Source organism: Fertoeibacter niger (assembly GCF_009380135.2).
Lineage (GTDB): Bacteria > Pseudomonadota > Alphaproteobacteria > Rhodobacterales > Rhodobacteraceae > Fertoeibacter > Fertoeibacter niger.
Genome location: NZ_WHUT02000009.1, coordinates 82,226 through 105,667, shown reverse-complemented (window position 1 = coordinate 105,667; position 23,442 = coordinate 82,226). Strand labels below are relative to the sequence as shown.

Here is a 23,442-nt window from a genome sequence, read left to right as displayed (position 1 = left end):
ATGACCCACACCCGCATCCGCCCCTTCAACACCCGCGATACCTATCCCGAACAGCGGCTGGACAATGACCTGTGCCAGGCCGTCGTCACCCGGGGCGGCAGCACTGTCTGGATGCGCGGCCAATGCCCGCAGGATCTGGATACCGCGCAGAACATCAACTCCCATGACCCGGTGGAACAGACCCACAAGGTGATGCAGAACATCCGCCAGCTGATCACCGAGGCCGGGGGCGACATGACCCATCTGGTGAAACTGGTTGTCTATCTGACCGACGTGCGCCACCGCGAGGCGGTCTACCGCACCATGGGCGAATACATAAAGGGTGTGCATCCGGTGTGCACGGGTCTCACGGTCGTCGCTCTGGCCCGCCCCGACTGGCTGGTCGAGATTGACGCGACGGCGGTGATCCCCGACTGATGGAGCCGTTTCAACGCGCCGGGTGTTTCACACCCCCCCAGCCTGGCCTGTGGCCAGGCGTTCTTCGCTGAACCCCTCCACCGGAGGGGTTCTTAACACTCATCACCCCGTGGGATACTTCTGTCTGGAAAGAGAGGGGGCCGCGCTCTCTTTCCAGACGCAAATATCCTCTGGGGGTCCGGGGGGCGACGCGCCCCCGGCGACCGGCAACAGGAGCCTTGCATGACCTTTTCCCTCATCGCCCGCTGCGCGCAAACCGGCCAGTTCGGCATGGTGATCGCCTCTTCCTCGCCCGCTGTCGCCGCGCGCTGCGCCCATGCGCGGGCCGGGGTGGGGGTGGTGGCCAGCCAGAACATCACAGACCCTGCACTGGGGCCCGCGCTGCTGGATCTGATGGAGCGCGGGATGTCGGCCGATGATGCGCTGCTGACCGTGGCGAACAGCCATCCGCATATCGCCTTCCGCCAGTTGCTGATCGTGGATGCGCAGGGGCGCGGCGGCGTGCTGTCGGGGGCGCATTCCCTGGGGATATGGAAAACCGAACGGGCCGAGAATGTGGCGGCGGGTGGCAACCTGTTGGCCAATAACGGTATTCCGGCGGCGATGCTGGCGGCCTATGCGGCCGCTGCGGGGTCGTTCGGTGACAGGCTGATGGCCGCCCTGCACGGCGGCCTTGCCGCGGGGGGCGAGGCCGGGCCGGTGCATTCGGCGGGGATGAAGATCGTCGACCGGCTGTCATGGCCGATCGTCGATCTGCGCTGCGACTGGACAGATGATTGTCCGATCACTGCCCTGCAAGCCGCGTGGGATGTGTATCGCCCGCAGATGGACGCCTATGTGCAGCGCGCCGAAGACCCGACCGTGGCCCCGTCTTACGGCGTCCCGGGGGATGAATAGCTACCCCAGATAGTCGGCGATCACCGCCCGGTTGCCCCGCGCCCAGACGGCGCGCAACGCGGTGCTGAACCGTGCCACCACCGCCGCATTCTGCGCCAGATCGCCATACACCTCGGCCATGCCCAGCCATTCCGCCGGATTGTCCCGCGCCGCCATGGCCCGGGCCTGCAACATGTCCCAGTTCGGATCGTTGGGCGCAATGGCCGCCCCGCTTTCAGTCGTGCCATGGCAATAGCGGCACCACAGGGCCGACAGCAGGATCAACCCTTCTGCATCCCCCCCCGCAGCCAGCGCATCGCGGATCGAGGTGATGATGAATTTCGGCTGGCGGTTCGATCCGTCAAGGCACAGGCGGCGGATGGTATCGGCCACCTCGGGGTTGGAAAAACGTTCCAGTATCAATGCCTTGTAGTCGGGAAGATGCACGCCGGGCACCGGGGGCACGATGGGCAACACCTCGCGCGTCAGCACCGCATCAAGGAAGGCGCGCAGCTGCTGATCGGCCAGCGCCTCGTGCACATATTCGATGTCGGCAAGGCCGGCGGGATAGGCGATGATCGCGTGGCCGCCGTTCAGGATGCGGATCTTCATCGTCTCGAACGCATCGACATGCGGGGTAAAGGTGACGCCCACCTTTTCCAGCGCGGGGCGGCCTGCGGGGAAGTGGTCTTCCATCACCCATTGCCGGAAGGTTTCGCAGGTGACGGGGGCCTGATCGTCCAGCCCCATATCCGCCGCCATGGCCCGTTCGCGCGGGCCGGTGGCGGGCGTGATGCGGTCTACCATGGAATTGGGGAAGGCCACGGTGGCGGCGATCCAGTCAGCCAGTTCGGGGTTGCTGAGCCGGGCCAGACCCACCACGGCATCGCGCGTGACGTGGCCGTTGTGCGGAACGTTGTCACAGCACATCACCGTGAAGGCAGGCACACCCGCCGCGCGCCGGGAGGACAAGGCCGCAATGATCGCGCCAAAGGCGGTCTCGGGAGCGGCGGGAGTGGCAGCGTCGCGGCGGATGTCAGGGTGATCGGGGCTGAATGTCCCGGTCTTTGGGTCGATGTAATAGCCGCCTTCGGTCACGGTCAGCGACACGATGCGGATGCTGGGCTGAGCCATGGCGGCGATCAGCGCGGCATTGCCGGGTTCCACCGGCACAAAGCCGGTCATTGCGCCGATGATGCGGGCGGAATGCGCGCCGGGGGCCAGTTCGATGACGGATGACAGGTAATCCTGCGCGGCAAGGGTTTCCCGCATGGCTGCATCGCCGGGGCGCACACCTGCGCCAAGGATGGCCCAGTCGTGATCGCCGCCAAGCGCGAACAGATCATCCAGATACACCGCCATATGTGCGCGGTGGAAATTGCCGCAGCCGATATGCACGATGCCGGGGGTCAGTCCCGCACGATCATAGCCGGGCAGGGCGACGCGGTTGGGCTGGCTGGAAAGGGTGGCGTTTGAAAGGGGCATGTCAGTTCATCCAGTTGCCGCCATCGACATTGTATGTCTGGGCGACGATGTAATCAGCCTCGGGCGAGGCAAGGAAAATGGCCATGCCGGTCAGGTCTTCGGCTGTGCCCATGCGGCCGTAAGGCACGGCGGCGCTGACCTGTTTTTTCTTCTCACCGGGGGCAAGGCCTTCGTGCCGGGCGAAATGGGCATCCACGCCGTCCCAGTGTTCGCCGTCCACCACGCCGGGCGCGATGGCGTTCACGTTGATGCGGTGTTTGATCAGATCGAGGCCTGCCGACTGGTTCAGGCTGATGACGGCGGCCTTGGTGGCGCAATAGACGCCCACCACAGCCTCGCCCCGCCGCCCGGCCTGGCTTGCCATGTTGATGATCTTGCCGCCTCGCCCCTGCGCGATCATCTGCTTTGCAGCCGCTTGCAGCATGAAGAGTGTGCCTGCCACGTTGATTGTGAACAACCGTTCGTAACTGGCGCGGGTGATCTCGACTATTGGCGCAAGATCGAACAGGGCGGCGTTGTTGATCAGGATGTCGAGGCTGCCGGTGCGGGCAACCACCGCTGCCACGCAGGCGTCGATGCTGGCCTGATCGGCCACATCCAGATGCACCGCATAGGCCCCCGGCCCGATGCTGGCGGCGGCCGCCTCGGCGGCGGGCAGGTTGATGTCGGCGATGGCCACCGTGGCACCTTCGGCCACATAGGCCCGGGTAAAGGCCAGGCCGATGCCGCGGGCCGACCCGGTGATGATGGCGGATTTTCCCTGCAATCTCATCGTATTGCCAGACCTTTCGCATCAAATCGGTGCAGATGCGCCAAATCGGGTGTCAGCCAGACGGTATCGCCATGATAGAGCGCGACATCGCCCCCGGCCCGCACGTTCAAAAGGCCCATGTCGGTGGTCACATGCAGGAACGTGTCAGACCCCAGATGTTCCGACACACCCACGCGGCCCTGCCACAACCCGCTGGTGGCCGACACCTGCACATGTTCGGGGCGGATGCCGATGGTGGTCGCACCGTGCTTGGCGGCCTCGGCCCCTGCGATCAGGTTCATCTTCGGGCTGCCGATGAAGCCCGCGACGAACACGTTGGCGGGGGTTTTATACAGCTCCATCGGGGTGCCGACCTGCTCGATACGGCCCGCCTGCAACACCACGATCTTGTCGGCCATGGTCATGGCCTCCACCTGGTCATGGGTTACATAGATCATCGTGGTTTTCAGCTTCTGGTGCAGCTCGCTGATTTCCAGCCGCATGTTCACCCGCAGGGCGGCGTCAAGGTTCGACAGCGGTTCGTCAAACAGAAAGGCTTGCGGGCTGCGAACGATGGCGCGGCCAATTGCAACACGCTGGCGCTGGCCGCCCGAAAGCTGCCCGGGGCGGCGGTCAAGATAGCTGTTCAGGTTCAGCACCTTGGCGGCACCCTCAACCTTGCGGTCAATCTCGGCCTGATCCAGCCCCGCCATTTTCAGCGGAAAGGCGATATTCTTGCGCACCGACATGTGCGGGTAAAGGGCATAGCTTTGAAACACCATGGCCAGCCCGCGCTTGGCCGGGGGCAGATAGGTGGCATCCTTGCCGTCAATCTCGATCGTGCCCGAGGTCGTATCCTCCAGCCCAGCGATCAGGCGCAGCAGGGTGGATTTGCCGCAGCCCGAGGGGCCGACGAACACCACGAATTCGCCCTCTTCGATGCGCAGGTCAACGCCGGGGATGACATGCACATCGCCAAAGGATTTGCGCACCTGTTTGAGTGTGATCTGTCCCATACTGTCCTCACTTCACCGCGCCGAAGGTCAGGCCGCGGACGAGTTGTTTCTGGCTGAACCAGCCCATGATCAGGATCGGCGCGATGGCCATGGTCGAGGCCGCCGAGAGTTTCGCGTAGAACAGCCCCTGCGGGGATGAGAAGGACGAGATGAATTTCGTCAGCGGGGCCGCATCGGTGACGGTCAGGTTCAGCGTCCAGAAGCTTTCGTTCCAGGCCAGGATGATGTTCAAAAGCACGGTCGATGCGATGCCCGGCACCGCCATCGGCGTCAGCACATACAGGATTTCCGCGCGCAGGTTGGCACCGTCCATCCGGGCGGCCTCCAGTATCTCGCCCGGAATTTCCTTGAAGTAGGTGTAAAGCATCCAGACGATGATCGGCAGGTTCATCAGCGTCAGCACCACCACCAGACCCACGCGGGTATCCAGAAGGCCCAGCGATTTGAAGATCAGGTAGATCGGCACCAGCACGCCCACGGCGGGCATCATCTTGGTCGACAGCATCCACATCAGCAGATCCTTGGTGCGTTTGCCCGGCACAAAGGCCATCGACCAGGCGGCGGGAATGGCGATCACCAGGCCCAGCAGGGTGGAGCCGACGGCGATGATTACCGAATTCCAGAAGAATTTCAGGTAATTGCGCTGCTCGTTCACGTCGATGTAGTTTTGCAGCGTCCAGTCGAAGGCCAGGAACACCGGCGGCGAGGATACCGCCTGCGCCTCGGGCTTGAACGATGTCAGGATCGTCCAGAGGATCGGAAAGAACAGGATCAGCGCAACAGACCATGCGGCGACGGTGTTGATGATCTTGCGACGGGTGGTGACGGCGCGGGCCATGATGCCTCCTTACGCGTCGAGGTTCTTGCCGATCGCCCGCATCAGGAAGATGGCGACGATGTTGGCGATGATGACGGCCACCACACCTCCGGCGGCGGCTGTGCCGGCGTCGAAATCAAGCAGGGCCTCTTTGTAGATCAGGAAGGGCAGGGTGGTGCTGGCAGACCCCGGCCCGCCGTTAGTGGTCACAAGTATCTCGCCGAAGATGCCCATCAGGAAGATGGTCTGGATCAGCACCACCACGGTGATCGACCGCGCCAGATGCGGCAGCATGATATACCAGAACCGCTTGACCGGCGGGGCACCATCCATCTCGGCGGCCTCCAGCTCTTCCGACGACAAGGATTGCAGCGCGGTCAGCAGGATCAGCGTGGCAAAGGGCAGCCACTGCCAGGCGACAATCAGGATGATCGAGGCCAAGGGTGCCGCGCCCAGAAAATCAAACGGTGGCAGGCCCAGATATTTCGCGGCCTCGGCAAACAACCCGTTGGTCGGGTTCATGAACATGTTCTTCCAGATCAGCGCGGCCACCGGCGGCATGATGAAGAACGGCGAGATCACCAGAATGCGCACCGGCCCCTGGCCCCACAGCGGCTGATCAATCAGCAGCGCAATCAGGATGCCCAGCACCACGGTGATCACCAGCACCCCCAGCACCAGGACCAGCGTGTTGATGATCGCGGCGGTAAAGGCAGGCGTGGCGATGAAGCGCGTGTAATTGGCGAAATCGTTGAAGCCCTGGCGGTCGGGATACAGCAGGTTGTAGCGCTGGGTCGAGAACCAGAGCGTCAGCGCCAGCGGCACAATCATCCAGATCAGCAGAAGGATCACCGTGGGCGACAGCATCAGGCGCGCGGTTGCGCGGGAAGATTGCGTGGACATGGTCATGTGTCCTGAATGGGCCCGCCAGGGGCGCTGTAGGGAAATGGCCCGGCCGATCCGTGCAAAGCATCAGGGCCGGGCAGGGGTGGGGCTGGCGCGGCGCCAGCCCCGTGCGGCAGCGGTGGTTACTGGATGTAACCCGCAGCCGTCATTTCATCCGTCACCAGCGCCTGAGCGGCGGCAAGTGCCTCTTCTGCTGTTTTCTGGCCAGCCAGGGCTGCCGAGAATTCCTGACCCACAGCTGTGCCAAGGCCCTGGAATTCCGGGATCGCCACGAACTGCACGCCGACATAGGGAACGGGGTCAACCGTCGGCTTGGTCGGGTCGGCCGAGTTGATCGAGTCCAGCGTCATCTTGGCGAACGGAACCGAGGCATACTCCGGGTTTTCATACAGCGAGGTGCGCGTGCCCGGGGGAACGTTGGCCCAGCCTTCGTTTGCAGCCACAAGTGCCAGATAGTCCTTGTTGGTTGCCCAGTCGATGAATGTCTTGGCAGCCGCCTGTTTCTGCGACGAGGACGGGATCGCCAGCGACCAGGCCCAGAGCCAGTTGCCGCGCTTGCCCAGACCATTGTCGGGGGCCAGAGCGAAACCAACCTTGTCGGCCACGGTCGAATCCTTGCCGGTCACGAAGGATGCCGCAACGGTGGCGTCGATCCACATGCCGCATTTGCCCTGCTGGAACAGCGTCAGGTTTTCGTTGAAACCGTTCGAAGATGCACCCGGGGGGCCATATTCGTTCATCAGTTTCAGATAGGTGGTGAGCGTGGCGTTCCACTGGGCGCTGTCGAACTGCGGCACCCATTTTTCATCGAACCAGCGCGCGCCGAACGAGTTCGACATGGCGGTCAGGAAGGCCATGTTCTCGCCCCAGCCGGCTTTGCCGCGCAGACAGATGCCGTATTGCTCTTTCGACTTGTCGGTCATCGCGGCTGCTGCGGCTTCGATCTCGGTCCAGGTCGGCGCGTCGGACATGGTCAGCCCGGCCGCTTCCATCAGATCGCGGCGGTACATCACCATCGAGGATTCGCCATAGAAGGGCGCGGCCATCAGGTTGCCGTCGACGGTCAGGCCGCCACGGATGGCAGGCAGGATGTCGTCGATGTCATATTCGGCGGGCAGATCGTTCAGGCTGACCAGCCAGCCCTGCTTGCCCCAGATCGGAACCTCATAGGTGCCGATGGTCATCACGTCATACTGGCCGCCGCTGGTGGCGATGTCGGTGGTGACGTTCTGGCGCAGCGCGTTTTCTTCCAGCGTCACCCATTCAACCTGAATGTCCGGGTGCTTGGCGTTGAAGTCGGCCATCAGGCCCTGCATGCGGATCATGTCGCCGTTGTTCACGGTTGCGACGGTAATGGTTTCGGCCACGGCGGCGCTGCAAAGCGCGCCGACGGCACAGGCGCCCAGAAGCGCCCGGATCGTCAGTGTCATGTTATCCTCCCTGAGCGTGTGAGCAGATGCTCACCGCATGGGTAAATACTCACTCGCGCCTAAAATAAAGTCAACGAAAAAACTTCGTTGCACCCCAGAGGTTTGAACGAATTCGGTCAGGCCAGCAGGGCGCGCGCCGTCGGCTCGTCTGTCACCAGCCCGTTGATGAGTCGCCCCGTCAGCGCGGCACGGATGGCGCGCACCTTGGTCGCGCCCGCAGCCACACCGATCACCGGCGCTTCACGGCCTGCATCAATGCGCACCCCGCCCACCCGGTCATTCGCGTCGCAGTCGATGTAGCGGCCCGTGGCGTCAAACACCCAGCCCGCAATCTCGCCCGCCGCGCCCACGCCCTGCATGTCGCGCAACTGGCCGGTGGTCACGAATTTGTCCAGCAGCAGCGGGGCATCATCGCCCATCTGCCCCACGCCCACAAAGATCACGTCGGCGCGCTGCACCAGCGCCACCACCGCCTGCACCGGGCGCAGCGAGTGGAAAAGCGCGCGTTCGGCGGGTGTGTCGCTGATCACCGGCACGGGCATGGGGTAATGCGGGGCGTGCAGCTTGTCGGCGATCCGCATGATGACATCATAGAATGACGCCGACCCGTCGGGCGCGATATTGCCGATCAGCGACACCACATGATGCCGCTCGCAATCCTGCGCGGTCAGTTCTTCGACCATGGCCCGCAGCGCGCGGCCTGTGCCAAGTGCTATCACCTGCGGTTCGGCCCGCGCCAGATAATGTTCCAGCAGCGCCGCCGCAGGCCCGGCAATCGCGCGGGCCGGGTCGGCCCCCGCGCCCAGCCCCGGGGCGACACGGCATTGACCCAGCCCGTAGCGCCGGGCCAGTTCAGCCTCCAGTTGCAGGCAGGCGCCGATCTTGTGCTCCAGCCGCACATGGATCAGCCCTTCGGCCATCGCCCGGCTGACCAGCCGCTGCGCCCGCTGCCGCGACACGCCCAGTTCCGCCGCGATCTGGTCCTGCGTCAGGCCACCGACATAGTAAAGCCAGCCGGCGCGCGCGGCCTCGTCCTGCAACGTGGGTTCGGGGTCGATCCGGCTCATGCCTGTTCCGTTGTGGGGCGCAATAAGGGGTCAATCTGAAAGAAATCGGCGAAAGATGCAAATTCCCTGTGTGCGCGTGCGTCGGGGGGGGCCGTCAGGTCGCGCCCCGCCAGATGGCTGCCCCCGGTGAACCGCCACACCTGCATACCCGCCGCAAGGCCCGCCCGCACCCCGTTCAGGCTGTCCTCGATCACCAGACAGCGGGCGGGGTCTGCCCCCAGCGTGGCCGCCGCATGCAGGAACAGATCGGGCGCAGGCTTGCCCCGCGCCACCATGGTCGCGGTGAACAGGCGCGGGCCGGTCAGCCCCTCCAACCCCACCATGGCCAGTGATTTCCGGGCCCTGACCGGGCTGGAGGATGTGGCCACGCAATAGGGATGCGCCAGCCGCGCCAGCACATCCTGCACATGCGGCATGATCCTCAGTTCGGCCTCGAAGGCCGCCAGCAGGCGCTGGCGGTACTGTTCCTCAAACTCCGGCGGCAGATCCAGCCCGAATTCCTGCCTTATCTGCGCCATCACCACCGGGTAGCTGCGCCCCAGAAAATGCCGCGCCACATAATCAAGGTCGATATGCACCCCCAACCCCGCCAGCGCAGCGATCAGCATGCGGGCGGATATGATCTCGCTGTCGATCAGCACGCCGTCGCAGTCAAAGATCACGAGGTCATAGGGCAAGGGCGCGGGCTCCGGTGCAAGGACGCGCGACCTTTGCACTTTGCCATTTTCCGCGCAAGGCGGGGGTGACAGAGCTATGCGGCGCGCTGGCCCGGCGGATGCGCCTGCGCCACGCCTGCCTGTTCCAACACCAGTGCCGCACGCAGGGCCAGATCCTCGCGCCAGGGCGGGGCCACAATCTGCACCCCCAGCGGTAGCTGACCCGGAGCAAAGACCGGCACCGTGACGACCGGCAGGCCGATGCAGGAAAACGGCTGGGCCAGCAGGCCAAGGCTGGGGCGCAACGGCATGTCGCGCCCGGCCAATTGCAGCAGCCGCTGGCCCGCCAGTGGCGCGGCGCAGGGTGTGGCAGGGGCCAGCAGCAGATCGGTATCGGCAAACAGCGCCAGCGCCTGTTCCAGGCACCAGTGCCGCACCCGCTGCGCCCGCGCGATCCAGGCAGCGGGCAGCAACGCCCCGGCCAGAAAACGGTCACGGGTGTCGGGGTCGAAATCGTCGGCGCGGTTGCGCAGGCGGTTCAGGTGAAAGGCCGCGCTTTCGCTGTTGGTGATCAGATAGGCCGCCGCCCTTGCAGCCTCGGCCGCGTCAAAGCGTTGCGGGAAGACATCGGTGGTTTTGCCCAGCATCGCTGCCGCTGCTGATACCGCCGCCTGCGCATCGGTATCGGCATGACTGGCGAACCAGCCCTCCAGCACCCCGATGCGCAGCCCCGCGACGCCACATTCAAGCGATGGCATCACAGGTGCGATTTTGCCGGTGCAGCCATGATCCCCCGGATCCGGCCCCTGCAAGGCGTCATGCGCCAGCGCCAGATCGGTGGCCGAGCGCGCCATCGGCCCCAGATGATCCAGACTATCCACAAAGGGGAACGTCCCGCCCCGCCCCAGTCGCCCGTAGGTGGGTTTCAGGCTGAACACACCGCACAGCGCCGCAGGCACCCGCAGCGAGCCGTTGGTGTCAGACCCCAGCGAGACAGGCGCCAGCCCCGCCGCCGTGGCGGCCCCGCACCCCGAGGATGAACCGCCGGTCATCCGGCCCATGGCATGCGGGTTGCGGCAGGCCCCGTCATGCGCGTTTTCACCGGTGAAATCATAGGCATATTCGCCCATGTTCAACCCGCCCAGCAGCACCGCCCCCGCCGCATTCATCCGCAGCAACAGGCTGGCATCGGCACGGGCAGGCGGGCGATCACGGTTGATCTTCGACCCGGCCCGGGTGGGCAGGCCCGCGACATCAAACAGGTTCTTCACCGCAAAGGGCACGCCCGCCAGCGGCCCGGGCATGGCCCCAGCCGCCCGCGCGGCATCCACCGCCGCCGCCTCGCGCAGGGCGCGGTCGGCAGTCACATCGGTGTAGGCATTGATCGCGGCATTGCCTGCGGCAACGCGCGCCAATGCGGCCTGCGTGACCGACAGGGCAGACACCGTGCCACCCGCGACGGCACTGGCAATCTCGGCGGCGGTGGCCCAGGGGCCAGTGGGATCATTCATCAGGCGGGCTTTCGGGCAGGCGGAAAACAGGGGCCATCGCCAGCACCCCGTCATCCAGCGGAAAGGCATCAAGGATCGCGGCCATATCCGCCGCGATCCCCAGAAAACGGGCCACCCCGTCGCGCTGCGGGGCGCTGATGGTCAGGCCAACCACCGCCGCCGCCGCATCCATATAGGCATCCGCCGTCATTCAGCGGGCTGGGCCGAAGGCGCGTCAGAGGCCATGGGGGCAGGAGTGCGGTCAAACGACACCACCTGCGACCGGGCGCAAAGGTAAAGGAACCCCGCCACCAGCACATAGGCCAGCGACACCATCGGCGTCACGTTCACGCCCAAAGCCTCGCCATGCATGAAGCCGAAGAAGCTCATCGCCGCACCGGCCAGCGCAAAGCCTGCGGCCCATTCGAACTTGCGCTCGATCATGAAAACCGCAATCGCCGCCAGCACCAGACCCACCAGAATGGCCCCGCTGCCAAACACCGCCAGCCCTTCATAAAGCACGCCGCCCATGGCCATTTTCTCGACCAGTTCGGGTGTCATCTGCACTCCGGCCGCGCCAAGGCTGCCGTCGATCAGCGTTTTTGCCCAGGCGGCCAGATGCGGCAGCATGCCCAGCACGATGGCGGGGGCGTGGGTCAGCGGCGTGGTCTGGAACGCCTGCGCGCCGATCAGCATGCCGATGTAAAGCAGGATCGGCGAAATGGCGACCACCGGCACCAGCGCCAGCAGCAACGAAATCACGCCGAACCAGCACAGCACGATCACCAAAAGCCCGGTGGCGGCCGAATAGCCGATGCGCCCGCCCATGGATTTCCAGCCCGGATGGCCGATGTAGACCGCGTTGATGAACGGATTGCCCATCAGGCAGCCGATCAGCGAAACCACCCCGTCGGCGGTCAGCACGCGGGTGGTGGGGTAATGGTCGCCCGCCGCCTCGGCGCTTTCCACATTGTCCATCGCCTCGACCAGATCATAGATGCCGAAGGGGATGGCGGTGATCAGGATGATGCCCAGAAATTCAAACCCGCCAAACACATGGTCGATGGCCGGAATGGGCAGCGAAAAGCCGAAGTTGGCGAATGCCCCGGACAGACCGCCCGCGCTGATGCCGCCCACGCTGAACCCCAGCGCCGCCGCGCCCCAGGCGATCAGCATGCCAAAGGCGATGGCCACCAGCCCCGCAGGAATGCCCCGCGGGTAACGCGCCCCGCCGAACCAGGCCACCAGGATGATGGCAAGGCACACAACCCCGATCACCGGGTTCAGAAACATCTCCAGCGCCGGGCGCATGGAGATGAAGGCAATGGATACGCCCGCCAGCGTGCCCAGCAGCGCCGCGCGGGGGGTGATCTTGCGGATATAGGGGGCGATGAAGCCGCCGATCATCAGGATGAAACTTTGGAAGAACACCCAGACCAGACCAGCCTCCCACCCCTTCACCGGGTCGCCGGTCGAAAGCGAGATCGGCAGCATGATAACGAATGTCACCACGAACATATGCGGCACCGATATGCCCGAGGGCAGGGCGCAGACATCGTTGCGCCCGGTTTCCTTGGCCAGCTGATAGGCCAGCCAGGCGTAATATCCGGTGGACAGCGCCATCATCAGGCCCAAGGCAGGCAGGATGCGGCCAAAGACGATCTCGGCAGGCATCTGCAACACGAATTGCAACAGGCCGGTCAGCACCAGCAGGTTGACAAGGATGTTGGTGCCAAAGCCGAAAAGGGCGTTCCAGTCGCCCGGAGTCCAGAGTTTTGGTGTGGTCTGCATGGCGTTCCCTCTTGATCAGGCCGCTCTGACGGCGGCGTTCATGGCGTTGCGAAAGCTGGCGGCATCGCTGACCCAGCCGAAAATGCCGCCCTGGGCCTTGATCATCTCCAGCCCGATGCGGTGAAATTCCGGGAAATACGAGGCGCAGGCATCGGCCAGCGCCACACAGCGGTAGCCCCGGTCATTCGCCTCGCGGATGGTGGTGTGAACGCAGACCTCGGTGGTCACGCCGCCCACGATCAGCGTGTCGATGCCGTTGTTGCGCAGCAGTTGGTCCAGATCGGTCTGGTGAAAGGCGCCTTTGCCGGGTTTGTCGATCACAGGCTCTTCGGGCAGGGGTGCCAAGGCTGCCACTATGTCATGCCCCGCCTCGCCCCGGATCAGGATGCGCCCCATGGGCCCCGGGTCGCCGATGCGCTTGCTGGGTGCGCCGCGTTCCAGCTTGGCGGGGGGCGCATCGCGCAGATCGGGGCGGTGGCCCTCGCGGGTGTGAATCACCAGCAATTCCGCAGCGCGAGCGGCGGCCAGCGCCATCTGGCAGGGGCCGACCGCCATTTGCAGCAGCGCTACGTCATTGCCCAGCGTTTCGCCAAAACCCCCCGGTTCCAGAAAATCGCGCTGCATGTCGATCAGGATCAGAGCGGCGCGGTTGGGGGCAAAGCGGATGGGGCCGGGTTCGGCATCAAGGGTGATCAGCATGGCGGCTCCGATGCGGAAGGGGCTTGACAGGCGGGCAGGCTGCGGCACGCTGCGCTGCGGAAAACGGTGAGGGCAGGGGCATGGATGTTGCGGCAGAGATCAGGGCGGCCTTTGACGGCTATGAGGCGGCGCTGATGGAGAATGACGTGGCAGCATTGGTGGGCTATTTCCGCGCCGATGCCGATGTGATCCGCATGATGAATGATGCGGGGTTGTATGGCATTGAATCCATTGCCGGTTTCCGCAAGGGTCGCGATGCGTCTGACATCGCGCGTGATCTGACGCGGGTGGAGATCCGGGTGCTGAGCGCCGACATCGGCGTGGCCACCGCCGAATACACCCGGCGCGGGTCGGGCAAGCGGGGCGCGCAGACGCAGGTGTGGCAACGCACCGCCGATGGCTGGCGCATCGCGGCGGCGCATGTCAGCCTGGGTGGCTGAAGCCATCATGCCGCCGCCTCGCGCAACACCAGCCGCCAGTCGCCATAGGCGGTGACATCCTCGGCCCCGGCCACAGCAGCCGCCTCGCACAGGAAGCCCTTGGGCGTGGTGCCGTCGGCCAGAACCACTGTGCCCAGACCCAGCGGCGCGGGAATGCCTGCCAGAAAGCCGCCCACCTCGGCCAGCGGCAGAGCCCAGACCTCCAGCCGGATCGGGCCACCACCGGCCATGCGCAGCAGGCCGGGGCGGCGGGGCGGGCCACCGGGCAGGCTGTAAAGCCGGTAGTCCGCCGTGGTTTCCGCCCGCCGCAGGAACCGCGCGCCGCGCGATGTCAGTTCACTGTTCAGCGGCAGGCCGGACATATGCGCGCCGCAGACCGCCAGTTCGATGTCTTCCGGCATCGCGCGGGCCAGCGCGGGCAACGTGGCGGGCCGCGCCCAGCCGGTTGCGCCCAAAGTCCGCTCGCCCCATGCCTCGATCACCTGCCCCAGACTGGCCAGCGTCGCATCGCGCCCGCCCGCCGCCAGCAATGTCACGCTGCCGGGGCGACCATCGGCGCGGGGCGGGGCGGGCACGGCCAGCCCGCACATGCCCAGCAGGTTGACGAAATTGGTATAGGTGCCCGCACGGGAATTGGGGGTGATCGGGTCTGCCGCCAGTTCGGCCAACGTTGGGAATGTGGGCATGGTGGGCACGCACAGCATATCGACGCTGGCCAGCACAGGCTCCACCGCCCGGCGCAGCGCCTCCAGCCGATAAAAGCCCTTGAATGCATCGGTGGCCGTCATGCCCACAGCGCCGCCGACAATCTGCCGGATCACCGGATGCACCGCCTGCGGGTCCGAGGCCAGCAGCGGGCCCACCACGGCATGACGCTCGGCCACCCAGGCACCCTCGTAAAGCATGGCGGCCACGGCGTAGAACGGGGTGAAATCCAGCTCCACCACATCGGCGCCCATCGCCCGCAGGCTGGCGCAGGTGGCGTCGAACATCGCCTGCTGTGCATCATCGCCAAAAAAACGGATGGTCTGGCGGCTGGGAATGCCGATGCGCAGGGCCGGGGGCAGGGCGGGCATCGGCCCGGCAACAACGCGGCGCGCGTAGGGATCAGCGGCATCATACCCCACCGCCACCCGGAAAACAGCATGCGCATCGGCCACGGTCAGCGCAAAGATCGACACCACATCCAGCGTGCGGCAGGCGGGCACAACGCCCGATGTTGACAGCGCGCCAAGGCTGGGCTTCAGCCCCACGATATTGTTCAACCCCGCAGGCACCCGGCCAGACCCTGCGGTATCGGTGCCCAGCGAAAACGCCACGATGCCCCGTGCCACCGCGACGGCAGAGCCCGAGGATGACCCACCCGGCACAATCGCCGGATCAATCGCATTGCGCGGCACGGGCCAGGGCGTGCGCACCCCCACCAGCCCGGTGGCAAACTGATCAAGGTTGGTCTTGCCCACAGGTATGGCCCCCGCCGCCCGCAACCGTGCCACCACGAAGGCATCCGCCTCAGCCATCCGCGCAAAGGCGGGGCAGGCGGCGGTGGTGGGGCAACCCGCCACGTCGATATTGTCCTTTACCGCAAACGGAATGCCCCAAAGGGCGCGGTCAGGGTCATAGGGCCCCAAAGCCACCGCTTCGGCCAGCAGGGCCGCCTCGTCGATCAGGTGGATGAATATCCCGGGGTCGTCTGCCGCGCGGATACGGCGCAACATCTCGGCCAGCACTCCTGCCGGGGCCAGCCCCGCGGCATAGGCCGCCCGCAGCGCGGGCAGGGTGAAAGGCAGATCGGTCAGCATCCGCGCCCCCGGTTGATCCGCCCGCCACATGCCATTTGAAACCCCGTCTTGCCGCATTGCAGCAGCTTGCGGCTTCTTTGTGCTGACGGCCAATGCTATATTCTCAGCAGAGTGCTGCATTATTTGCAGCAGCATGGGGAAACTGCCGCGATATGAGATACTTGCAGACATACTCGCTTATTCAGGACATTGCGCGCGCAGGCTCGATCCGCAAGGCGGCAGAGGATCTGAACATCACCTCATCGGCGCTGAACCGGCAAATTCAGCGGCTGGAGGAGGAATTCGGCACGCAGATCTTCGAACGGGTGCCGCGCGGCGTGCGACTCAACCCCGCCGGGGAACTGCTGTTGCAGCATGTGCGCGGCCAGATGACCGACCTTGAACGGGTGCGCAGCCAGGTGGCCGACCTGTCGGGCGTCAGGCGGGGGCATGTGTCGATCGGGTGCAGCCAGGGGCTGAACCCGCATTTCCTGCCCGACCAGATCGCGCGGTATCGCGCGCAGCATCCGGGTGTCACATTCTCGGTGCATGTGCGCGACAGGGCGGCGGCCGAACATGACCTGTCCACCTTCAAAAGCGATATCGCTCTGGTGTTCGAGCCGGTCTATCTGGCCGATTTCGAGGTGATAAAGGCCATTCCCCAACCTGTCTGCGCGGTGATGAGCGATCAGCATCCGCTGGCCGGCAGGCCGGTGCTGCGCCTGCGCGACTGTCTGGACGTGCCGCATGTGATACCCACGGCGGAATATGGCGTGCGGCATCTCTTGGAACTGGCGGTGCGGGGCAAGTCGCGGCGGCTGAACCCGGTGGTCGAGGCCGACAGTTTCGAGCTGATGCGGCAATATGTGCTGTTTGAAAACGCCGTGTGCTTTCAGATACCCATCGGCCTGCGTCCCAGCCCCGACAGCCGGCTGGTGGTGCGCGAGATTGCACCCCGCGATGTGCCGGTGGGCATGCTGCTGCTGGGCCAGTTGAAAGGGCGCAGCCTGCCGGTGGCCTCGGCCAAATTCGCGCAGCAGCTTGCGGCGGCGCTGGAGGCGCTGGAAGGCTGAACCGACTTTCGCAGCGGGCGGATTGCGGGTTATCTGCCAACAGCACAACCTGCCACAAAGGCCCGCCATGACATTCGCACCGCTGGACATGTGGCAAGAGCTTTACCCGCCCGGCACCTGGCCCGAGGGGCCCTTGGCGGGACAGGATGTCTATGCGGCCACCTTGCCCGACGGCCGCCAGATTCTGCTGCCGATCCGTGTGCTGCCGGGGGGGGCCGGTCGGGCTGTGGCCTCGCTCATCCTGAATCAGGCCAGCTTTGCCGTGCTGGATGCGTTGTGCGATGCGGTGGTTGCGGCGCTGGAGGCTGTGCCCGCCGTGGTGGTGGGGCTGCCCACCCTGGGCCTGCCGCTGGCCGAGGGGCTGGCCCGCCGTCTTGGCCATGCCCGCATGGTGCCGCTGAGCACGAGCCGCAAGTTCTGGTATGATGACGCGCTGTCCGAACCCATCAGTTCCATCACCTCGCCCGGGCAGATGAAGCGGCTTTATCTTGACCCGCGGATGCTGCCATTGCTGGCGGATCGCCCGGTGCTGCTGGTGGATGATGTGATCAGCACCGGCACCTCCATTGCCGCCGCGCTGCGGCTTTTGTCGCGGGCGCGCGTGATGCCCGGCGCAATCGCTGCCGCCATGATGCAGGGCGAGGTCTGGCGCGACAGGCTGGCCGAAACCGCCCCAAGCCTGCCAGTGACAAGCGCGATCCGCACCCCGATCCTGGGGCGCGGGCCTGCGGGGTGGCTGGTCTGATCATCCAATCCCGATAAGCAAAGTTATGTAATATCATGATTTCATTGGATGATTGCTGTTGCAAGATCCAGACCGGTGTGACCAACGCCGAATGCCACCAAAAACGGCAGCTGGGCTGAAAGATCGCCACACAGCACGATCGAATTGCGCACGATGCCCCCGCTTGTGCGAGGCGACGTTTGACATGAACGGTGACGTGGCCGCCTTGATGGACAAGGCGCTTGTTTCGCCGATGCCCGCGGGTTTGTTGATGCGCTTCGAAACCGGATTGCGAACAGCCTGCGGCAAGACGAACCCTGCGTTGGCCAGTGCCAAAGCCAAAGGCGTTACGCCGTCTGGCGCGCGGGGCTCCGCGCCTACTCGGGTTGAAATCCGCCGATGAGGCGGCGGAGACCGAACAGCGCGCCCGCCGCTATTGCGGCAAGCGTAACGGGGCCCGACCATGCAAGTGTTGCAAAGCCTGTCACGCCCTGGCCAACAGAGCAGCCCATTGCAACCACACCTCCGATCCCCATGAGTGCGGCACCGCCCACTTGGCGGCCAAGCTCACGCGGATCCTCGCACGCCTCCCACCGGAACAGGCCACGGATCAGTGAACCCATCAGCGAGCCTGCCATCACACCAACCACCGAGCCGACGGAAAAGGTGATGCCCCCGGCAGTGGAGGTCATCAGAAAGATCAGCGTGCGCCCAACTGGCGCGGTGAAAGACGGGCCTTCGACAGTGATCTCTCCCAGACTTTCGGCGGCAAGCCAGGTGGTGCCAACAAAGCACCCGGCCACCGCCAGCCCGACCGCAACGCCCCAAACGATCTGCCGCGGGCTGTGGCGCAGGGGGGCATGGGCCAAAGCCCAGGCCAGAAACGCCAAAGCCATGCCAACGATCACCAAGGCGGGCGGCAGGCCCAACTGACCAAGATCATGCACGATCCCCTGCGGCCCGGTCGCGTCGGGCTGCGGGAACAACAGCACCCGCATCGGGGCCAGCGGGCCGGAAAGGGCGATGAAACCAAAGATGCCCATCACAACCACCACGACCAGAGACCGCATGTCGCCGCCACCGAACCGCACCAACGCGCCAAAGCCGCAGTTGCCGGCCAGCGCCATGCCATAGCCGAACACCAGCCCGCCGACGATGGATCCCAGCGGGCTCCATTGCAGCGCGTGGTAGAAGGTGCCCGACAGGTCGATCAGCCCGGCCATCGCCCCACCCTGCGTGGCGAGGATCGCCACCGCCAGCACTACGCCCCACAACCGAAGCCGCGTCTGATCCTCGCCGTAAGCTGCCGATTCCAGTGCCCCCAGGGTGCAGAAATCGCCCAGCCTTGCTGCAAGGCCCAAAACCAGACCGCCCGCCAGACCGACAAGGGCCGCCAAGACGCCGATAGGAACAGTTTCCAGCATTCGCGCCTCCTCCGGCAGTTCAGCCGCGCGTTGTCGTATCGTAAAGTCGCGCAAGAACCTCGATCATCTCGGTGACCTTGGGGTCCAGCAGCGAGTAGTAGATGGCCTGCCCCTCGCGCCGGGCGCTGACCAGCCCCTCCAGCCGCAGCCGTGCCAGTTGCTGGCTGACAATAGCCTGACGTGCAGACAGAAGCTTTTCAAGTTCGGTCACACTTTTCGGCCCCGACCGCAGGTAGCACAGTATCGTCAGGCGACCGTCATGACCCATGGCCTTCAACAGCGTCGAGGCGTCTTCTGCGTTGGCGACCAGCCCGCTGCAGTCCGGGGCGGTGGTGCCCCCGGCCGGTTCAACCCATCCCTCTGTCAGCGGTTTGCCTTCGATCACGCTGGTTCTGCCCCGAGATCTCCCCGAAACCGTTATTGCGTGCGCCCACCGCAAAGGGCAACCCTTCTTGGCCCGGTGGTCGGGTATTGCCCGACAATTGGCACCTGCGCGCCCTATTCGGCGGCAGCATCCGCGATCAACTCTGCCAGCAACGGCCAAAAGAAGTCCGCGCCCGGATAGCCTTCAATCCGCCCGGTCTCGACGCCATCCTCAAGCAGCACGAAGGTCGGCGTGAACACCGGCTTTGACGCCACAGCTACATCTTCGGGCAACGGGTCGCGCAACTGCAACCGCCGCAGGGGGGCAGCCTTGCCTTCGGTCGTAAGGGGATATTGGGGCGCGACTTCTTCGTTCCAGCGCGCGCAGTAGATGCAGCCGGGCTGTTCGAACATCAAAAGCTGCAATGCCTCGGCCCGCGCCGCGACAGGTAACACCAGCATCATGATCAAAAGCAGAAAGCGCGCAGCCATGTTGACAGCCTCACATAAACATAGAAGTATCCTAATCTATATTCGCCTTGCCGGCAAGGCGCTCGTCCCGGGGAGCAGCTGTGATGCTTGACATCTCATTCGGTGGGGCGGCCTTGGCAGGGCTGTTGTCTTTTCTGTCGCCGTGCATCCTGCCGATGGTGCCTTTTTACCTGTCCTACATGGCCGGCCTGTCGGTGCGTGAGCTGCGCGATGGCGACACCATCGCCCCCGGCGCGCGCGGTCGGCTGGTGGTGCAGGCACTGGCCTTTGCGATCGGCGTCACCACGATCTTTGTTCTGCTGGGTCTGGGCGCCACCGCCCTTGGCCGCAACTTCGCCCAGTGGAAAGAGCCGCTGTCCTATGTGGCCGCCGCGATCCTGATCGTCTTTGGCCTGCATTTTCTGGGCATCCTGCGCATCGGGTTCCTGTATCGAGAGGCGCGCGCCCAATCCACCGCCAACCCCCGCACACTGGCCGGGGCGTATGTGATGGGCCTCGCCTTCGGCTTTGGCTGGACGCCCTGCGTTGGCCCGGCGCTGGCAGCGATACTGATGGTCGCATCTGGCATGGGCGACCTCTGGCGCGGCGGGCTTTTGTTGCTGATCTATGGTCTGTCGATGACGCTGCCGTTTGTGATTGCCGCGTTCTTTGCCGGGCCTTTCCTGGGTTGGGTCGCCAGACATCGGGCGCTGATGGGCCATGTCGAAAAGGCGATGGGGGTGATGCTGATCGTCTTCGGCATCCTGATCGCCACCAACACGGTGAACCTGATCGCCGAATGGATGATCCGCAACTTCAACTGGTCCGCCACACTCACCTGAAAGGAACTGCCATGCTGCGCCGCCTTGCCTTTGCTTTCGCCCTTGCCTTTGCTGCCCCGGCCCTTGCTGTCGAGCTGGGCGATGACGGGCTGCACAAGCCCGCCTGGCTGCGCGAGACGTTCAAAGATCTGAGCGACGATCTGGCCGAGGCCACAGCCGAGGGCAAGCGGCTGCTGATCGTCTTCGAACAGCGCGGCTGCATCTATTGCACCGAAATGCATGAAAAGGTGTTCACCGATCCCGCGATCGACCAGTTGATCCGCGATCACTATTTCGTCGTGCAGATGAACCTGTTCGGCGATGTAGAGGTGACCGATTTCGATGGCACTTCCCTGTCGGGAAAAGAGATGGCGATGCGCTGGGGCGTCATGTTCACCCCCACACTGATCTTTCTGCCCGAGACGGTGGGCGATGCCATGTCGGCCCCTGATGCGGCCGTCGCCATGATGCCCGGCGCGTTCGGCACGGTCACGACCGAAGCCCTGCTGATCTGGGTGCGCGACAAGGGATACGAGTCGGGCGAAAACTTTCAGAAATTCGTGGCCGAGCGGATGGCGACGGGCGGCTGAACCCGCTCAACCGACGCAACTATATAGATATTGCTTTCTTGCTATATTTTTCTTGCCCGATGCTCGATTCCCTCCCATAGTGGTATACGGAGGAATACAGGGAGGAAGACCATGACGCGCCAGCTGTGCCTGGCCGCCGCGATGAGTGTTACTCTCGCGACGCCAGCCTTGACTGAGACTGCGCCCACCGACGTCGCCTACACCGAGGGCAAGATCGAGACCTCGTTGACAGCTACGCCCGGCGACCCGGCCAACGGGATAACGGTGATGACGACCGCAGCCCTTGGCAATTGCGTGGCCTGCCACACCATCGCGGCTTTGCCCGATGTGCAGTTTCCCGGCGACATCGCGCCGCCCCTGGACGGCGTCGCCGACCGCTGGAGCGAGGCCGAGCTGCGCGGCATAGTTGCCAATGCCAAGATGACCTTCGAGGGCAGCTTCATGCCCGCCTTTTACAAGACCGAAGGTTTCATCCGCCCCGGGGGCGGCTACACCGGCAAGGCGCCCGCAGGCGACCTGCCGCCCATCCTGACCGGTCAGCAGATCGAGGATGTCGTGGCCTACCTTCTTACCCTCAAGGAATGACGGGCTGACCGCCCCAGAAAGGAGACAACCCCGTGACCCTGACCAGACGCAAGGCCCTGACCATTGGCCTCGGCGGCATCGCCTTTGCCGCCCTGCCGGGCCTGTCCGCCGCCGCCACCATGGACGAGCTGACCGCTGCCTTCACCGGGGGTGCTGCCCCCGGCACGGGTGGCATCACCCTCACCACGCCGGAAATTGCCGAAAACGGCAACACCGTGCCCGTATCGGTTGATGCGCCGGGTGCCGTGGCGATCATCCTTTTCGCCTCGGGCAACCCTGAACCCGCGGTGGCGACCTTTGCCTTCGGCCCCGCCGCAGGCCGGCAGTTCGCCGCCACCCGCATCCGTCTGGCCAAGACCCAGGACGTCGTCGCCATGGCCAAGATGGCCGATGGCTCGATCGTCCAGGCCCAGGCCACCGTCAAGGTCACCATCGGCGGCTGCGGCGGCTGAGAAAGAAGGAAGAAAACCATGGCTGAAGACGTCAAACCCCGGGTGAAAACCCCCAAGACCGCCGCCGCTGGTGAAGTCGTCACCATCAAGGCGCTGGTCTCGCACACGATGGAATCCGGTCAGCGCAAGGATGCCGAGGGCAACCTTATTCCGCGCAAGATCATCAATCGCTTCACCTGCGATCTGAACGGGATGAACGTGATTGATGTGGCCATCGACCCGGCGGTCTCTACCAACCCCTATTTCGAATTCGAGGCCAAGGTCGATGCCGCGGGTGAGTTCAAGTTCACCTGGTATGACGACGACGGCTCGATCTACGAAGACACAAAGCCGATCGCGATCGGCTGACGGTCAGGCGAACAGGGGAGGAGACAGCCATGCACCGCACAGCCACCACTTGGGCCACCTTGACGCTTGGACTTGCGCTTGCAGGGGCCGTGGCCGCCGATCCGGTCGAAGACACACTGGTCGTCGAGGCCGAAGAGGGCACCGTCGATCTGGTGACCACCGCACCGGCGCCGGAGTTCCTGAAAGACACAGTCGACACCATCTATTCCGGCTGGCACTACCGCGAGGATGAAACGCGCGACCTGCAGCGGGACGATTTCGACAATCCGGGCATGGTCTTTGTCGACCGCGGGCTGGATCTGTGGAATGCGACCATCGGCACGGATGGGCAAAGCTGCGCCGGCTGCCATGAAGGGCCAGAGTCGATGGCGGGCCTGCGCGCCACGACGCCGCGCGTCGATGCCAAGACCGGTGCGCTGATGACGGTTGAAAACTATGTCGACGCCTGCGTGACCGACCGCATGGGGCTGGAGGCCTGGGGCTGGACCGGCAGCCAGATGAAGGACATGCTGGCCCTGATTTCGATGCAGTCGCGGGGCATGCCGGTGAATGTGGCCATCGACGGCGCTGCGGCCTCGTTCTGGGAAAAGGGCAAGGAACTCTACTACACCCGGTTCGGGCAACTTGAGATGTCCTGCGCGTCGTGCCACGAGGACAATCAGGGCCGTTACATCCGCGCCGACCACCTCAGCCAGGGCCAGGTCAACGGCTTTCCCGTCTACCGGCTGAAAGACGCGGGCATATTGTCGGCGCAGCAACGCTTTGTCGGCTGCGTGCGCGACACCCGGGCCGAGACGTTCAAGCCCAACTCGGATGAGTTCAAGGCGCTGGAACTTTACGTCGCCTCGCGCGGCAACGGACTGTCGGTCGAAGGCGTCTCGGTGCGCCACTAGGCCATCCCGGGTGGCGGCTGCTCTCCCCCGCCGCCGCCCGGACTGTTTCAGGAAGGATGGGCCACCCGCCGGACGT

General features: G+C 64.9%; 27 protein-coding genes. 11 read left to right on the top strand and 16 right to left on the bottom strand.

Going from position 1 to position 23,442, the window contains the following annotated elements:
- The gene (locus GEU84_RS15320) at nt 1–417 is read left to right on the top strand and encodes a RidA family protein (RefSeq protein WP_152827564.1); all 417 of its coding nucleotides are present in this window, start codon (nt 1–3) and stop codon (nt 415–417) included.
- A gap of 222 nt (nt 418–639) precedes the next feature.
- On the top strand, nt 640–1,314 hold the full coding sequence (locus tag GEU84_RS15315) for a DUF1028 domain-containing protein (RefSeq protein WP_152827566.1): 675 nt from the start codon (nt 640–642) through the stop codon (nt 1,312–1,314).
- On the opposite strand, the gene GEU84_RS15310 is transcribed toward GEU84_RS15315, so the two are convergent.
- The 12 genes from GEU84_RS15310 to GEU84_RS15255 all read right to left on the bottom strand — a co-directional run bounded on the left by GEU84_RS15310 (nt 1,315) and on the right by GEU84_RS15255 (nt 13,401).
- Nucleotides 1,315–2,778, bottom strand: a complete 1,464-nt coding sequence (locus GEU84_RS15310; protein WP_152827568.1) for a mannitol dehydrogenase family protein — start codon at nt 2,776–2,778, stop codon at nt 1,315–1,317.
- Between the two features lies 1 nt (nt 2,779).
- Nucleotides 2,780–3,550 carry an L-iditol 2-dehydrogenase gene (locus GEU84_RS15305; protein WP_152827570.1) on the bottom strand — a complete coding sequence of 257 codons (771 nt, stop codon included), beginning with the start codon at nt 3,548–3,550 and terminating at the stop codon, nt 2,780–2,782.
- Complete coding sequence (locus GEU84_RS15300) at nt 3,547–4,545, bottom strand: ABC transporter ATP-binding protein (protein WP_152827572.1); 999 nt, start codon at nt 4,543–4,545, stop codon at nt 3,547–3,549. The genes GEU84_RS15305 and GEU84_RS15300 overlap by 4 nt, the downstream gene beginning before the upstream one ends.
- A 7-nt stretch (nt 4,546–4,552) precedes the next feature.
- Nucleotides 4,553–5,383, bottom strand: coding sequence for a carbohydrate ABC transporter permease (locus tag GEU84_RS15295; protein ID WP_152827574.1), 831 nt, complete (start codon nt 5,381–5,383; stop codon nt 4,553–4,555).
- A gap of 9 nt (nt 5,384–5,392) precedes the next feature.
- Entirely contained in the window at nt 5,393–6,265 is an 873-nt protein-coding gene (locus GEU84_RS15290; RefSeq protein WP_152827576.1) for a carbohydrate ABC transporter permease, read from the bottom strand.
- 125 nt (nt 6,266–6,390) lie between these two features.
- Nucleotides 6,391–7,698: an ABC transporter substrate-binding protein gene (locus GEU84_RS15285; RefSeq protein ID WP_152827578.1), complete on the bottom strand. Its 1,308-nt coding sequence runs from the start codon at nt 7,696–7,698 to the stop codon at nt 6,391–6,393.
- A gap of 116 nt (nt 7,699–7,814) precedes the next feature.
- Complete coding sequence (locus tag GEU84_RS15280) at nt 7,815–8,765, bottom strand: sugar-binding transcriptional regulator (protein ID WP_152827580.1); 951 nt, start codon at nt 8,763–8,765, stop codon at nt 7,815–7,817.
- Nucleotides 8,762–9,442 (bottom strand): HAD family hydrolase, encoded by a 681-nt coding sequence (locus GEU84_RS15275; protein ID WP_152827582.1) that lies wholly within the window; start codon nt 9,440–9,442, stop codon nt 8,762–8,764. Before GEU84_RS15275 ends, GEU84_RS15280 begins: the two co-directional genes overlap by 4 nt.
- A gap of 74 nt (nt 9,443–9,516) precedes the next feature.
- On the bottom strand, nt 9,517–10,932 hold the full coding sequence (locus GEU84_RS15270; protein WP_152827584.1) for an AtzE family amidohydrolase: 1,416 nt from the start codon (nt 10,930–10,932) through the stop codon (nt 9,517–9,519).
- Nucleotides 10,925–11,122: a DUF4089 domain-containing protein gene (locus GEU84_RS15265; RefSeq protein WP_152827586.1), complete on the bottom strand. Its 198-nt coding sequence runs from the start codon at nt 11,120–11,122 to the stop codon at nt 10,925–10,927. The genes GEU84_RS15270 and GEU84_RS15265 overlap by 8 nt, the downstream gene beginning before the upstream one ends.
- Nucleotides 11,119–12,702, bottom strand: coding sequence for a regulator (locus GEU84_RS15260; RefSeq protein ID WP_152827588.1), 1,584 nt, complete (start codon nt 12,700–12,702; stop codon nt 11,119–11,121). Before GEU84_RS15260 ends, GEU84_RS15265 begins: the two co-directional genes overlap by 4 nt.
- A 15-nt stretch (nt 12,703–12,717) precedes the next feature.
- Nucleotides 12,718–13,401 (bottom strand): cysteine hydrolase family protein, encoded by a 684-nt coding sequence (locus GEU84_RS15255; RefSeq protein ID WP_152827590.1) that lies wholly within the window; start codon nt 13,399–13,401, stop codon nt 12,718–12,720.
- Nucleotides 13,402–13,481: 80 nt separating this feature from the next.
- On the opposite strand from GEU84_RS15255, the gene GEU84_RS15250 reads away from it, so the two are divergent.
- A complete protein-coding gene (locus GEU84_RS15250) occupies nt 13,482–13,841 on the top strand; it encodes an AtzH-like domain-containing protein (protein ID WP_152827592.1) in 360 nt (119 codons plus the stop codon).
- A 5-nt stretch (nt 13,842–13,846) separates the two neighbouring features.
- On the opposite strand, the gene atzF is transcribed toward GEU84_RS15250, so the two are convergent.
- A complete protein-coding gene (gene atzF / locus GEU84_RS15245; RefSeq protein WP_152827594.1) occupies nt 13,847–15,643 on the bottom strand; it encodes an allophanate hydrolase in 1,797 nt (598 codons plus the stop codon).
- Nucleotides 15,644–15,795: 152 nt separating this feature from the next.
- Between atzF and GEU84_RS15240 the strand changes: the two genes are divergently transcribed.
- Together GEU84_RS15240 and GEU84_RS15235 are read left to right on the top strand one after the other, a co-directional pair.
- Nucleotides 15,796–16,695 carry a LysR family transcriptional regulator gene (locus GEU84_RS15240; protein ID WP_152827596.1) on the top strand — a complete coding sequence of 300 codons (900 nt, stop codon included), beginning with the start codon at nt 15,796–15,798 and terminating at the stop codon, nt 16,693–16,695.
- A gap of 67 nt (nt 16,696–16,762) precedes the next feature.
- Nucleotides 16,763–17,440 carry a phosphoribosyltransferase gene (locus GEU84_RS15235; RefSeq protein WP_152827598.1) on the top strand — a complete coding sequence of 226 codons (678 nt, stop codon included), beginning with the start codon at nt 16,763–16,765 and terminating at the stop codon, nt 17,438–17,440.
- Between the two features lie 356 nt (nt 17,441–17,796).
- Here the strand turns inward: GEU84_RS15235 and GEU84_RS15230 are convergent, their stop codons facing one another.
- The 3 genes from GEU84_RS15230 to GEU84_RS15220 all read right to left on the bottom strand — a co-directional run bounded on the left by GEU84_RS15230 (nt 17,797) and on the right by GEU84_RS15220 (nt 19,698).
- Nucleotides 17,797–18,843, bottom strand: a complete 1,047-nt coding sequence (locus tag GEU84_RS15230) for a YeeE/YedE family protein (protein ID WP_174539910.1) — start codon at nt 18,841–18,843, stop codon at nt 17,797–17,799.
- A 19-nt stretch (nt 18,844–18,862) separates the two neighbouring features.
- Nucleotides 18,863–19,228, bottom strand: a complete 366-nt coding sequence (locus GEU84_RS15225) for an ArsR/SmtB family transcription factor (protein ID WP_420899285.1) — start codon at nt 19,226–19,228, stop codon at nt 18,863–18,865.
- A gap of 113 nt (nt 19,229–19,341) precedes the next feature.
- Nucleotides 19,342–19,698 carry a thioredoxin domain-containing protein gene (locus tag GEU84_RS15220; RefSeq protein WP_152827600.1) on the bottom strand — a complete coding sequence of 119 codons (357 nt, stop codon included), beginning with the start codon at nt 19,696–19,698 and terminating at the stop codon, nt 19,342–19,344.
- A gap of 83 nt (nt 19,699–19,781) precedes the next feature.
- Between GEU84_RS15220 and GEU84_RS15215 the strand changes: the two genes are divergently transcribed.
- The 6 genes from GEU84_RS15215 (at nt 19,782) to soxA (ending at nt 23,366) form a co-directional block, all read left to right on the top strand.
- Complete coding sequence (locus tag GEU84_RS15215; RefSeq protein ID WP_152827602.1) at nt 19,782–20,519, top strand: cytochrome c biogenesis CcdA family protein; 738 nt, start codon at nt 19,782–19,784, stop codon at nt 20,517–20,519.
- Between the two features lie 11 nt (nt 20,520–20,530).
- The gene (locus GEU84_RS15210) at nt 20,531–21,088 is read left to right on the top strand and encodes a SoxW family protein (protein WP_152827604.1); all 558 of its coding nucleotides are present in this window, start codon (nt 20,531–20,533) and stop codon (nt 21,086–21,088) included.
- Nucleotides 21,089–21,199: 111 nt separating this feature from the next.
- Complete coding sequence (gene soxX / locus GEU84_RS15205) at nt 21,200–21,673, top strand: sulfur oxidation c-type cytochrome SoxX (protein WP_152827607.1); 474 nt, start codon at nt 21,200–21,202, stop codon at nt 21,671–21,673.
- Between the two features lie 32 nt (nt 21,674–21,705).
- Nucleotides 21,706–22,125, top strand: coding sequence for a thiosulfate oxidation carrier protein SoxY (gene soxY, locus GEU84_RS15200; RefSeq protein ID WP_174539909.1), 420 nt, complete (start codon nt 21,706–21,708; stop codon nt 22,123–22,125).
- 18 nt (nt 22,126–22,143) lie between these two features.
- Nucleotides 22,144–22,473, top strand: a complete 330-nt coding sequence (gene soxZ / locus GEU84_RS15195; protein WP_152827609.1) for a thiosulfate oxidation carrier complex protein SoxZ — start codon at nt 22,144–22,146, stop codon at nt 22,471–22,473.
- 29 nt (nt 22,474–22,502) lie between these two features.
- Nucleotides 22,503–23,366, top strand: coding sequence for a sulfur oxidation c-type cytochrome SoxA (gene soxA / locus GEU84_RS15190; RefSeq protein WP_152827610.1), 864 nt, complete (start codon nt 22,503–22,505; stop codon nt 23,364–23,366).
- The last annotated feature ends 76 nt before the right edge of the window (nt 23,367–23,442 follow it).